This is a genomic window from Agreia sp. Leaf335 (assembly GCF_001423605.1).
Taxonomy (GTDB): domain Bacteria; phylum Actinomycetota; class Actinomycetes; order Actinomycetales; family Microbacteriaceae; genus Agreia.
On the sequence record NZ_LMOQ01000001.1, the window covers coordinates 1,083,447 to 1,096,079 of the forward strand.

Annotated in this window: 9 protein-coding genes and 2 tRNA genes; 5 read left to right on the top strand and 6 right to left on the bottom strand. The window is 67.6% G+C overall.

What is annotated here, in order from left to right:
* Positions 1–7: 7 nt before the first annotated feature.
* The gene (locus ASF79_RS05220; protein ID WP_055852559.1) at positions 8–634 is read left to right on the top strand and encodes an FMN-binding negative transcriptional regulator; all 627 of its coding nucleotides are present in this window, start codon (positions 8–10) and stop codon (positions 632–634) included.
* A complete protein-coding gene (locus ASF79_RS05225) occupies positions 631–2,157 on the top strand; it encodes an amidohydrolase (RefSeq protein ID WP_055852562.1) in 1,527 nt (508 codons plus the stop codon). Before ASF79_RS05220 ends, ASF79_RS05225 begins: the two co-directional genes overlap by 4 nt.
* A 381-nt stretch (positions 2,158–2,538) precedes the next feature.
* Here ASF79_RS05225 and ASF79_RS05230 read toward each other — a convergent pair whose 3' ends face one another.
* From ASF79_RS05230 to ASF79_RS05245, 4 genes are all read right to left on the bottom strand, one after another.
* Entirely contained in the window at positions 2,539–3,897 is a 1,359-nt protein-coding gene (locus ASF79_RS05230) for an HNH endonuclease signature motif containing protein (protein WP_055852565.1), read from the bottom strand.
* Positions 3,898–4,253: 356 nt separating this feature from the next.
* Entirely contained in the window at positions 4,254–4,535 is a 282-nt protein-coding gene (locus ASF79_RS05235; RefSeq protein WP_055774560.1) for a hypothetical protein, read from the bottom strand.
* Positions 4,536–4,544: 9 nt separating this feature from the next.
* Entirely contained in the window at positions 4,545–5,468 is a 924-nt protein-coding gene (gene ppk2 / locus ASF79_RS05240; protein ID WP_055852567.1) for a polyphosphate kinase 2, read from the bottom strand.
* 113 nt (positions 5,469–5,581) lie between these two features.
* Entirely contained in the window at positions 5,582–6,070 is a 489-nt protein-coding gene (locus ASF79_RS05245; RefSeq protein ID WP_055774554.1) for a Dps family protein, read from the bottom strand.
* A 165-nt stretch (positions 6,071–6,235) separates the two neighbouring features.
* Between ASF79_RS05245 and ASF79_RS05250 the strand changes: the two genes are divergently transcribed.
* Both ASF79_RS05250 and ASF79_RS05255 read left to right on the top strand, forming a co-directional pair.
* Complete coding sequence (locus ASF79_RS05250) at positions 6,236–7,642, top strand: sensor histidine kinase (protein WP_235500639.1); 1,407 nt, start codon at positions 6,236–6,238, stop codon at positions 7,640–7,642.
* A gap of 4 nt (positions 7,643–7,646) precedes the next feature.
* On the top strand, positions 7,647–8,315 hold the full coding sequence (locus ASF79_RS05255) for a response regulator transcription factor (protein ID WP_235500642.1): 669 nt from the start codon (positions 7,647–7,649) through the stop codon (positions 8,313–8,315).
* Between the two features lie 22 nt (positions 8,316–8,337).
* On the opposite strand, the gene ASF79_RS05260 is transcribed toward ASF79_RS05255, so the two are convergent.
* Together ASF79_RS05260 and ASF79_RS05265 are read right to left on the bottom strand one after the other, a co-directional pair.
* Positions 8,338–12,141 carry an SCO7613 C-terminal domain-containing membrane protein gene (locus ASF79_RS05260; RefSeq protein ID WP_156366165.1) on the bottom strand — a complete coding sequence of 1,268 codons (3,804 nt, stop codon included), beginning with the start codon at positions 12,139–12,141 and terminating at the stop codon, positions 8,338–8,340.
* Positions 12,142–12,242: 101 nt separating this feature from the next.
* Positions 12,243–12,313: transfer RNA gene (locus ASF79_RS05265), tRNA-Gly, on the bottom strand.
* A gap of 204 nt (positions 12,314–12,517) precedes the next feature.
* On the opposite strand from ASF79_RS05265, the gene ASF79_RS05270 reads away from it, so the two are divergent.
* Positions 12,518–12,595, top strand: a tRNA-Pro gene (locus ASF79_RS05270).
* Positions 12,596–12,633: the final 38 nt, after the last annotated feature.

The window sequence follows — 12,633 nt, forward strand, 5'->3', positions numbered from 1 at the left end:
GCGTGACATGAGAAAGACACCCGCATTCGTCCTCGATGACGAGGCAGAGTTGCGACGGCTCATCGAGCTGAACCCGTGGATCACGCTCGTCAGCCACACCTCGAAGGGGCTCGTCGCGTCGCACTACGCCGTGCTTCTCGATGACAGCCGTGACGAGCTCGCCATCGTCGGACACGTCGGGCGACCCGATGAGCGCGTGCACGAACTCGGTCAGCATGAGGTGATGGTCGTCGTGCAGGGCCCCCACGGTTACATCTCGCCGTCGTGGTACGGCGCCGATCCGGCTGTTCCCACGTGGAACTTCACCTCCGCGCACCTGTCCGGTGTTCCCGAGATCCTCGACGCCGACGAGAATCTGCGCGTGCTCGATCGGCTCGTCGCGCACTTCGAGAAGCACGTCGACGAGCCTCGGCTCATGCGTGGAACAGCCGAGAACTCCGCCTTCGCCGACGCGATCAGCGCGGGCACCGTGGGATTCCGTCTCGTGCCGACGCGCATCGAGGCGAAGACCAAACTGAGTCAGAACAAGCCGGAGGCGACGGTGGATCGAATCATCTCCGAGCTCGAGGGTGACGGGCCGTATGCGAGCGAAGCGCTCGCGGCCGAGATGCGACGCGTACGGGGAGAGAAATGACCGAATCGGTGCTGTTGACAGGAGCCCGGCTGCCCGGCGGAGGGACGGCCGAGGTGAGCCTCGTCGACGGGCGCATCGAGTCGGTCTCCACGGCCGGCGGAGGTTCTCTCGCCGCGTCACGCGATGCGGCGACGCAGATCGTCGACCTCGATGGTCGCTACCTGATTCCGGGCCTGTGGGACAAGCACGTTCACGCCACCCAGTGGGCGCTGGTGTCGCGCCGCCTCGATCTTTCGGCCGCGGCGTCTGCGGCGGATGCCGTGGGCATCGTGGCAGAGCGGCTTCGACGGGCGAGCGCGTCGCACGACGAGTCGGCGGGCATCACGAGCGACACGGATGCCGGGCCGTTGGTCGGCTACGGGTTCCGCGACGGACTCTGGCCGGACGCTCCGCACCGCGGGTTGCTCGATGCCGTGACCGGGGCGCGGCCGGTCATCCTCGTGAGTGCCGACCTGCACTGCTGCTGGTTGAATTCCGCCGCGCTCGCACAGCACGGCCGGGCCGAGCATCCCACGGGGCTGCTGCGCGAAGACGACTGCTTCGCCGTGACCCGCACCCTCGGCGACGTCGAGACGGACACCCTGGATGGTTGGGTGCGCGACGCGGCCCGCGCCGCCGCGACTCGCGGTGTCGTCGGTGTCGTCGATCTCGAGATGTCGTGGAACGTCGAGGACTGGACGCGTCGCATCCGATCGGGCTCGACCGAACTGCGTGTTCGATTCGGAATCTACCCGCAGCACCTCGACCGGGCCATCGACGCGGGCCTCGTCACCGGTGCGCTGATCGCGGGCACGCATGGTCTGCTGCAGGTGGGGCCGTTCAAGGTGATCACCGACGGGTCGCTCAACACTCGCACCGCGTACTGTTTCGACGAGTACCCCGGATTGGAGGGACTGGCCCACTCCCGCGGTCAGCTCAACGTTCCCTACGAGGAGCTCGTTCCGATGCTCCGCCGGGCCAGCCAGGCGGGCCTCGTTCCCGCCGTGCACGCGATCGGCGATCACGCCAACACGCTCGCTCTCGATGCGTTCGAACGACTCGGCGTGGGGGGAAGCATCGAGCACGCCCAGCTCATCGCCGAGGTCGACTTCGAACGCTTCGCCCGCCTCGGTGTCGTCGCCGGGGTGCAGCCCGAACATGCCATGGACGACCGCGACGTCGCCGACAAATACTGGCCCGGTCGCACGGGCCGAGCGTTCGCGCTCGCGTCGCTGCTCGAGTCCGGAGCCGAACTCGCCCTGGGCTCGGACGCGCCTGTCGCGCCGCTCGACCCCTGGATCACCATCGCCGCCGCCGTGGCGCGCACGGGTGACGATCGTGCGCCCTGGCATCCCGAGCAGTCCATCTCGGTCGCCGACGGCCTGTTCGCCTCCGCCGACCGACGTCGTGCCCTCGAGCCGGGCGGGCCAGCCGACATCGCCGTTCTCGACGTCGATCCACTATCAGCCAGCACCGACGAACTGCGCCGGATGCCCGTGGCCGCGACGCTGCTCGCGGGGCGCTTCACGCACAACGCGCTCTGACTCGGCGCGAGACACTGCCAATCGGTGCTTCGGGCGCGGGTGCGTGTTTCCTGCTCACCCCAGCACATTTCGCGGCTCACCGAAAGGTCGGCTGCGCACAGGAGATCGCCGCTGCGCACTCGGGAGCTCGCAGAAGATCGGCGATCGGCTCCCGGAGCAGGGCGACCTCAGAGGAAGGGCTCCGCGTCGCGTCGGGTGCTTTCCCGCTAGCCCGACCCGCGATCTGCCGGAGCGTCGCTTTGATGACCGAATTCTGCAGCGTCGTCTTGATGGCCTGTATCGCGTTGCTCGATTGGGTATGGGGTCGTGAAGTCTCCTTCGGTCTTCAAACGTTGGCGTTGAGTGTGATTCGTCAGCCGGGACTTTCTAGCTCGGAACTCTCTAGAAGGGGCAGTCCGCGAGATCCTCCTCCGGTCCTGTCCCTCTCTTTGCGACTGCTTGCCCGGCCACGGTGGCGGCTTCTGAGCTGACGACGGCAGTCAATGCTGCTGTGGATGCATCGATGAGTCGTTTCGGTGCGGGTTGCATCCTGCCTTCCGGCCGGACCGTGTACTCGTAGCCCGCTGGCGAGGTGGCAGTCAGGATGTCGTCTCCGTTCTGCACGATCTGCCACCGGGTGTGGTGCTTCACCCTGTGATGCCCTTGACTGAGCGGTGCGAGGTTCTCCGGGATCGTGTCCCCTCCGTAGGCGTGGTCTTCGGTGTGGTCGACATCGGCCTGTTCCGATGGGACGGTGCAGCCGGGGAATACACAGGTCGGGTGCACGAGTCTCGCGTGGTCGATCATGCGCGCCGTGGGCCGATAGTCCCTTGGGTCCGTCGTCAGGATGCGTCCGGTGATCGGGTCGGTGAGGATACGCCGCCACGACGTCGCCTCCGCCGTCAACTGCGCGGCGGTGGCCGGGTCGATCGGACCGTAGCCACGGAGGATCGCGGCCTCCTCACCGATGCCGAGCAACGTCAGCGCGGGAACCATGACGTGCACCCTGCCCCGGACGCCCCGGGTCGCACCAGGGATCGACGTTTCGCCGTTCAGCATGAGGTCGGTGAGGACATCGAGCTTCAGGGGCGTCATACTCCGCGGGTCACCGCCCGCCCGAAGCCCTGATGCGAGGCGTGTGGCCCGGTCGGTGATCGCGTGAATCTCTGGTGCCGGTGCGAACAACGTCAGATACGCCATGCCATCCGCCGCCGGATCGACGTAGATACGCCGGGTGGCCGCGGCCTTCTCGGCCCGTTCCACCGCCGTAGACGGTTGAGACAGTTCGACCTCGTGGCGGGCCTTGCGGTCAAGTTGCTTCGGGTTCACCTCCGCCGCCAGCGCCGCAAGCCGGGTGTCATAGGCGGTCAACGCATCTCCGTCGAGACCGTCGGCGTGCTTCGCGATGACCTCGGCATGCTCCCACGACACGACCCCCGCAGCCACTGCAGCGAGTGTGGCCGGGAGGCGATCCACGAGAGCAGTGCTGGTGTCGATCAGAGTCGCGGCGCGATACTCGGTGCGACGAGTCAGCTGGGCGAGTTCGGTGAACAACTCGACTCTCTCGACTCGAGCGGTCGACCACACAGGACCACCCGAAGAGGTATCTGTTGGTGCCTGCCGGTGCAGGTGGTGAGCAGCGTCGGTGACGCGTCTGGCCCTGATCGCAGACAGTCGGGCTATCTGCTGATCGAGGGCGGCGACCTCCTCGAGCGCGACCACGTACGGGTCGGGCTCGAGAAGCGGGATGGTAGATGTCATACGTGAAGTCAAACAGGAACCACCGACACTGGGGGTGGAACTCACATTTGACGCTTGATCAGGGAATCTCGCTGTGGCTAACTACCCGAATGGATGCCTTGTGGAGGAGTAGACGCGGCCTCCCTTCCCCTTCGACAGGCTCAGGGAAGGGGACGGGTCTCGATACGGCCGCGGGCGGCCTACTCGACCAACGCATGTGGGTCTCGATACGGCCGCGGGCGGCCTGCTCGACCAACGCGGCCAGGTCTCGATACGGCCGCGGGCGGCCTACTCGACCAACGCGGGAGCTGCCTGCTCGACCAGCGCTGGGCGCGGCCTACTCGACCAGCGCAGCCGTCTCCCGATGAGCGCAGAGATCAGCGGCGGGTCACCAGTGACCAGGCGGCGCGGCGCAGCTCGGGGTAATCGAACGCGATGCCGCGCAGGATCTCGAAGTTCGACTGGTGCGGCTCACCGGGAAGGCGAGCCTCGACGTGAGCGGTGCGCAGACCGATGACCACGCACTGATCGACCGTGGGCAGCTCGGGAAGGAAGTCCCACGGATCCTCGCCCTCGCGGCAGCGGGCTTCGATGCCGGCATCGAGCACATCGCGGGCCTCCTGCCGAAGCTGCGACAGAGCGAGTAGATCTTTTTCCACCCGACAAGGCTACGTGACGATCGTGGCGTTCTCCCCGCGCTCGTAGATTCGTGCGGCTGAGCCGACGATGTTCTCATCGGGCTGCCCGACGATCTCATGGTCTTTGTTGTCGTAGTCGAACAGGCTCAGCACGTGGCGCATGGCCTCGAGGCGGGCACGCTTCTTGTCGTTGCTCTTCACGACGGTCCAGGGCGCGTTCGCCGTGTCGGTGTGGGCGAACATGGCCTCTTTCGCCGCCGTGTAGTCGCCCCACTTGTCGAGCGACGCGATATCCATGGGCGACAGCTTCCACTGCCGTACGGGGTCGACCTGACGAATTGCGAAGCGCGTGCGCTGTTCGTCTGCCGAGACCGAGAACCAGAACTTGACCAGGTCGATGCCATCGCCGACGAGCATCTCCTCGAACCTCGGCGTCTGGCGCATGAACTCGTCGTACTGGGCGGGAGTGCAGAACCCCATGACGCGCTCGACGCCGGCGCGGTTGTACCAGGAGCGATCAAAGAGCACGATCTCACCCGAGGCGGGAAGGTGCTGCACGTAGCGCTGGAAGTACCACTGCCCGCTCTCTCGCTCAGACGGCTTCTCGAGAGCGACCGTTCGGGCGCCGCGCGGATTGAGGTGCTCCGTGAATCGCTTGATCGTTCCGCCCTTACCGGCGGCGTCGCGGCCCTCGAAGACCACGACGAGGCGGCGGTTGGACTTCTTGATCCAGTTCTGCAGCTTGAGCAACTCGATCTGCAGCAGACGTTTCGAGAGCTCGTACTCGTTCCTGTCCATGCGCTCGGCATAGGGATACCCCTCGCGCCAGGTATCGACGCGGGTGCCGTCTCGCGAGATGAGTACGGGATCGTCGTCGTCCTCATCGAACACCGTGTAGCCCGAGACGTCGTCGAGATCGGGCGGGAGTGCGTAGTGGCTCACGAGCTGCGTCATAGGGCCTGACGCTAGCCGCCGGAGGCATCCGGTCGGTGACTGCGGGGTGGACGCCGGGTTAACCACGACGGCCCTCCGGTGGATCCACCGGAGGGCCGTCGTTCGAGCTGTAACTACTCGGCGATGTGCGCCGCGAGGAACCAGCGCGACTTCTCGAGGCCTCGGGCGATCTCGAGAACGACGTCCTGGCTGGTGAGGTCGATGTCGTTGAGCTCGGTGATGGCCTTGCGGATGCCGACGAGCGTCGCGTCGATCTGGGCGACCATCGCGGCGATCATGTACTCCGAGCGCTGGAAGCCGGGCTCCATGGTGGGGATGACGGTCTTGGCAGCGACGGTCTCGATGCGCGCGTCGAGCGGAAGCCCGAGAGCGACGACGCGCTCGGCGGCGAGGTCGGCCCAGTCCTGGGCGTGACTGACGACGTTGTCGAGCAGCTCATGCACGCCGATGAAGTTGGCGCCGCGCACGTGCCAGTGCGCCTGCTTGCCGTTGATGGCGAGGGCCTGGAGGTCGACGACGATCGGGGCGAGGAACTGGGCCGTGGCGGCTGCGACGTCGGGGCTCGTCGAGCTGGTGGGAACGGTGACGGTGGTGTTGGTCATTGTGTGACTCCTATCGTGTCTGACTCGTCTAACCGTACTCAGCACAGTTTGTTCCGCAAGCAAGCTGAGGCTGGGCTAACCCAGCCCTGACCGGGGGTTAACCCCCGGCTGATATCGGATGCTCGTCGTATGTCGACGAGGCGGCGTGACGGTCAGGGTTGAGGCATGACAACACAGACGCTCGACATGACACACCAGCTGGACTCTGCCACGCTGGACACGATGATCGACTCCGACGGCACAGCACCGGTGCAGAATCGCTTCCGTCGACGGTGGGCGAGGGTGCCCCGCGAACTCGGATTCCTCCTCGCCACGCTTCCCGTGGTGACGATCGCGTTCATCGCCCTCGTGACCCTCTTCTCTCTGGGTGCGTCGACCGTCGTTCTGGTCGGAGGATTCTTCGTGCTGGCCGCCGCCATGGTGACGGCTCGCTGGTTCGGCGCGGTCGAGCTCGTTCGTCTCGAAGCTGCGGGGATGCCACCCATCGCGCGGCCCACGTGGAACCTCCCGCGCCGCCCCGGCATCCTGGGCTGGCTCAAGCGGTACCTGGGCGACGGGCACTACTGGCTGTACCTCCTGCATGGAGGAGTCGTGAACTTCGCGGTGGGAGTCGCGACGTGGTGCGTGGCGATCACCTGGCTCGTGACCGGCCTCGGCGGTGTGAGCTTCGGCATCTGGTCACGATTCCTGCCCCCGCACGAAGCAGGCAACCTCTGGATCAACAAGGTCGTCATCGAATTCGTCGTGCCCGGCACGCAGCTCGGAAACGACCCCGATGTTCTTCAGCGCAACGAGACGATCCTCTACCTCATACTCGGTCTCGCGATGCTTGCGACGCTGCCGTTCGTGACCCGAGGCCTCGTCAGAATCCATCACGGAATCGCCCGCGGCATGCTCGGTCGTTTCGCCTCTGACGACCTCAAACGCGAGGTCGCCGCCCTGGGCGCGTCTCGCGATGCGGCCGTCTCGGCCGAGGACCACAGTCTGCGCCGCCTCGAGCGAGACATCCATGACGGACCGCAGCAGCGACTCGTGCGTCTCCAATTCGACCTGGCCAGCGCCGAGCGCGCCCTCGACTCCGATCCTGCCGCAGCCCGGGCGCTCCTCGAAGGAGCCAGGGAGCAGTCGCGAGACACGCTCGAGGAACTCCGCGAGTTGTCTCGAGGCTTCGCACCGCCCCTGCTGCAGGATCGCGGCCTGGCTGCCGCCCTCGAGTCGCTCGCCGTGCGCAGCACCGTGCCCACGAGCATCCGGCTGTCGTTGGGCGAAACGGAGATCGCGCCCGAGGTGGAGCGCAGCGTCTACTTCATCGCTGCCGAGCTTCTGGCGAACGTTGCGAAGCACGCTGCGGCGACGATGGCCACGGTGTCAGCATCGGTCCGCGAATCGGATGCCGGTGAGCGCGTGCTCGAGCTGACCGTCTTCGACGACGGCGTCGGAAAGGCGGCGGAGACCGCGGGCCACGGACTGGCGGGACTCGTCGAGAGGGTGAGCGGGTTGCGCGGAGAACTCACGATCACCTCACCCGAGGGCGGACCGACGATGATCGCGACTCGCATCCCCCTATCCTGAAGACGTGAGTGATCGAGACGAGAAGCGCACCATCCGTCTCGTTCTCGCTGAGGACTCCCTTCTGCTGCGCGAGGGTCTCGTGCGGCTCTTCGCAGAGGCAGGGTTCGAGACGCTGGCCGCCTATGGCGACGCCGAGTCGCTGCTGGCCGACATCGCGGCGGTGCGCCCCGACGTGGCCATTCTCGATGTTCGGATGCCGCCGACCTATCGCGACGAGGGTGTGCGTGCGGCGCTCGATCTGCGCAGACGGCATCCGGAGATCGGCATCCTGCTGCTGAGTCAATACGTCGAGGAGACCTACGCGGTCGAGCTCCTGGCGGCCGGCGAGAGCGGCATCGGGTACCTGCTGAAAGATCGGCTGGTGTCGCTCGACGAACTGCGGGATGCCGTGGCCCGCATCGCCGACGGCGGCACAGTGCTCGACGAGCAGGTTGTGCGGCACCTGCTCGGTCGGCGTCGCGACCCGCTGTCGACCCTCACAGCACGGGAGCGCGACGTGATCGCTCTGATGGCCGAGGGCCGAACGAATGCGGGCATCGCCGCCCAGCTCGTCGTGGGAACCGGGGCCGTCGAGAAGCACGTCTCGAGCATCTTCTCGAAGCTGGGCCTCGACGACTCCGGCACCGATCATCGTCGCGTTCTGGCCGTGCTCGCGTGGTTGAGAGCGTCCTGACACCACCGGCCTGGCCCGCGCGTCAGCGCAGTGAGGACACCGTACCGACGAACGATCTGAGGTTGCGCACCCGATGCTCGTATCGGGCCGCCAGCGCGACGAGGAGTGCGCCGCCGATTCCCAGCCAGATCCACCACGGCACGGCCGAGTAGAGTCCCTGGATCCACGGCCAGGACTGGGCGATCGCGTGCACGAGCAGCACCACCCCGCCGACGATCAGCGGAGCCTGCCAGCGCAGCGCGATGCCGACGACGACGATCGCCACCGTGAGAACGCCGAGTGCGATGACGCGCCAGAGATCCGTGCTTCCGACGTCGGCGAGGAGTGACGGAACGAGCAGCAGGCCGAGCCCCGGTCCGAGGTGCGGCCACGTGCGAGCGGCCGCGTCGCGGTTCAGTCTGATAAGGCCCGACGCGATCAGCGCCACGGCGACGGGAGCCGTCGCCAGTTCGAATGGATGCGCCGCGCCGGTCGCGAGGCCGGTGACTCCGACGACGACCAGAAGGCTGAGGGCCGTGAGCCTGGACACACGGTCGAGAGGCACCGAGCGGCGCACGGCGGCGGCGACCACCACACCGACGAAAGTCGTGCTCACGACGATGAGGCGCGTCGACGCATTCGTCTCGGGAAGCGCGACCAGGCATACGACAGCGCTGACACCGGCGAGGGTGACGGCCGAGGGCACCCCGAGTTGAGCGACGGGGAAGGGCAGGGCTCGACGTCTCGTCCACACGACCGACGTCACGATCAGAGCGAGCACGGCGGGGAGCGTCCAGATCTCGGGGAAGAGCGCCGCGTCAGAGGCGCCGACGGCGTCGCGCACGGTGCGGCCGAGGCCCACAGAAATCAGCACAGCGATGCCCGAATACAGCGTGCTGTCGCGCACGAGGACGCCGCGCACGACCCGGGGTGCGATGAGCGCCACCGTCGTCACCGCGCCGGCGATCACGAGCACCACAATGGCGCGGGCGGCGTGTTCGTCTGCGATCGAGACCAGCGCGGAGGGCGCGAGTGCGATGACGGGAGCCGCGGCGAGGAGGGTCGACCGGACGGTGGCCACGGACGCCGTCAGCGGGCTGAACACGGCGATGGCGGCGGTGAGACACAACAGCAAGCCGGCCACGGGCAGCGTGTACGGTTCGACGTCGACGATGCCTCGGAAGGCCAGGAACTGCCAGAGTGCCGCAACGGCGAGGATGCACGTGAGGGTGCCGCCGAAGCGTCGCGGCGACAGACTCGTGAACGGGTTGCCGTCGGTGAACGCGACGATGAGCGGCGTCGCCGCGAGCAGGAGCAGAGTCAGCCACGTGCTCTCTCCGGGATCGATCGCGCTTCGGGCGATGGAGACGACGACGATGAGGGCGGTTGCGCACTCCCACGCGATGCGCGCGGCGCGGTGCATGCCGGATGCGGCCCGTGCGAACAACATCGCGCCGAGAGAGGCCGACAGGAGCGCCGCGGTCGGTGCCGCGAGGTCGACGATCAGGGCCGTGGACGAGGTGGTGGCAGCGTCGATCACGGCGGCGAGGGTTGCCGCCAGCGCGAGGGGCGCCATGACGGCCAGCACGACGCGTTCGACCGTGTTCGCCACGGGGCCGCGCAGTTGCCAGGTCACGGCGGCGACCGTGAGGACGAGCAGAACAGCGACCCGCACGACGTGCTCGGCGGCGGAACCGGCTCCCGACGCGAAGAGGACGAGCGAGCTGATGGCCGCTGCGGGCAGGGCGACGATCGCTGCGGCGCGGAGACCCGAGATTCCGCTCGGAACGCGCTCGACGCGGGTTCGCAGAACCAGCGGAGCCACGAACAGAAGGAGCGCAGCGGCCGCACCGGGAAGGGCGGCGAAATCGCTCGGAGGAGGAAAGGGGGAACCGCTCAGCGAGGCCGAGAGGCGCCAGCCCGTGATCCAGGGCACCAGCAGTGTCGCCTCGACGAACCCGAGGCCCATGGCCACGGCGGTGAGGAGAGTCCGCACGAGCGAGCCGGCGCGAGTGCCGGGTGCGACGACGAGCCGAGATGCGACGATCAGGGCCGCGGTGGCGAGGATGCCCGGCAGCCACAGGGGCGAGCTCGCATGCGAGAGAATCGCGACCGCGAACGTGGCGACACCCAACGCGATCGCCGCGGGAACACGCGCCGCAGGCACGCGCCGGCCCCTCGTGGCGAGAAGAAGCGAGAGTGCGACGACGGCGACAGACGCGTAGGCGAGGAGAGCCACCATCACCGAGGCTGAATGGCTGGCCGCGGCGAGCATCGCCAGAGCCGCCAGTCCGCCCGCGACCGCCCCGACGACCCTCGGCAGCCGTACGAAGCGGATGGCCACGGCTCCGAGGATCGCTGCGGCGGCCGGGGCGAGAACGGCGGCCCACGCTCCGGTCTCGGGAAGGTAACCGGCGGTGTCGCCGGGGGTCGCCTGCCAGAGAAGATGTCGTGGAACGAGCGAGCTGAGAATGTGAATCGCCGCAAGTCCGACGCCCGGGAGCAGGCCGATCGCGGCGACGACGAGCGCGGGGATCAGCGCGTCGCGGCAGGTCCGCGTCGAGAGCTCGGTCGTGGAGGTGCGCGCACGAACCACGAAGGTGACGGCGATGACGCCGGCGGCCGTTCCCGGAGCCCAGAGGTTCCACTCGGTCGACGCGTCTCTGAATATGGCCATCGTCGGGGCAAGCGTCACAGACAACCCGAGCAGCACCGATGCCGCCCTGCTCCAGGGTCGCGCGCCGGACTCCGCACGCAGCCGCAGGACGACCGCGCCCCAGGCGATCGCCGACACGGAGTACGCCAGGGCCGACGAGCCCGGGAGCTCGGGCAGAAGCACAGCGGCGGGGATGAGTGCCGCCGTCATCGATGCGACGGCGACCCATCGGAGGACGGCCGCCTCGGTCGACCGATCACCGATCTGCGGAAGAAGAAGCGCGGACGCACCTGCCACCACAAGGCCCGCCCACCACGCCAGGCCGGAGTCGACAGGGTGGAGCGCGCCGATCACGACGAGGGCGAGACCGGCCGGGGCGAGTACCACGCTGCCGAAGCGCGCGAAGCGGAGCCCCGAGACCCGATGAAGGAGTTCGAGCAGGGCGGCGAGAGCGAGCAGGCCCACGCCGCAGAACAGTGCGGGGGCGACCGAAGGGGAACCGAAGAGTTCTGCACCCCGCACGAACACGAGTACACCGATCAGGATCACCGCCCCTGTCACACCCATGCCCTCGGCTGTGGCGGGCAGGCGGCGCCGCCTGAGCAGCCAGGCGACGCCGAACACGACGACTCCGGCGAGAGCGGTGACGACGACGCGCACCTCGACTGTGGCGAACAGGTAGGCGACGGTCACGAAGAACAGTGCGAAGACGGAGAGGAGCACGATGCCCGTCACCAGCAGGAAGACCTGCACCCCGGATCGGCGGGGTCCCCGGTCCGTGAGGGCGACCGCGGGCGCGGGGTGCGGGAACGGGGGAGAGGGAACAGTCGCGGCGGCCGCGCTCGCGGCATCCGGCGTGTGGTCTGCGGACGTGGGTGGGGCCGCCGGCTGAGGGAGCTCGAGTGTCGACGCGACCTGCGTGATCCGCTCGTCCGCCTGGCCGGCGAGTTGCTCGTTCCACATGCGATCGATCAGATCGCGGCGACGGCGTTCGACGTCGACGATCGTGTTCGACGCGGCGATGAGTTCTGCGGCCAGCGGCACGTTTAATTCGAGACCGCAGGCATGGCAACGGCTGCTGCCCAGCACCGCGAAACAGCGCGGGCAGAGGCCCATGTCAGAGAAGGCGAGAGGTGTCGAAGGCCAGGCGGCCTCCGGCGACGGAACGGAGGCAGGCGCGGGGTCTGTCATCTGCACAGCGTGTCAGAGATCACACATCGTCTGCAGCGGGTGAGGTCGAACTGGGGATGAAAAAAGGCCCCCGAGTGTCTCGGGGGCCTTTCTTGACGACGAGGGGCTGACGAGAATCGAACTCGCATCATCTGTTTGGAAGACAGAGGCTTTACCACTAAGCTACAGCCCCGAATGGGGAGGTGTGCGCCGCAAGCGGCACTGGAACATCGTAGTACACAGTTTCCCCGTCCGCGTAACCGGGGCCGGGAAATTGCTCAGCGGGCCTCCAGACTGTGCAGTAGACTTGCCGAGGCCAATTCGCCCGGCACTACCCTCGTGCCAGACGCCCTGTGCGTCACCCGGTGACTGGCCTCACGGGACTTGTGACGAGAACCGGGGCGTAGCTCAGCTTGGCTAGAGCGCCCGTTTTGGGGGCGGGAGGTCGCAGGTTCGAATCCTGTCGCCCCGACCACAGCGCGAGTTCCCCCAGTACCACTTTGATCCAGCCAA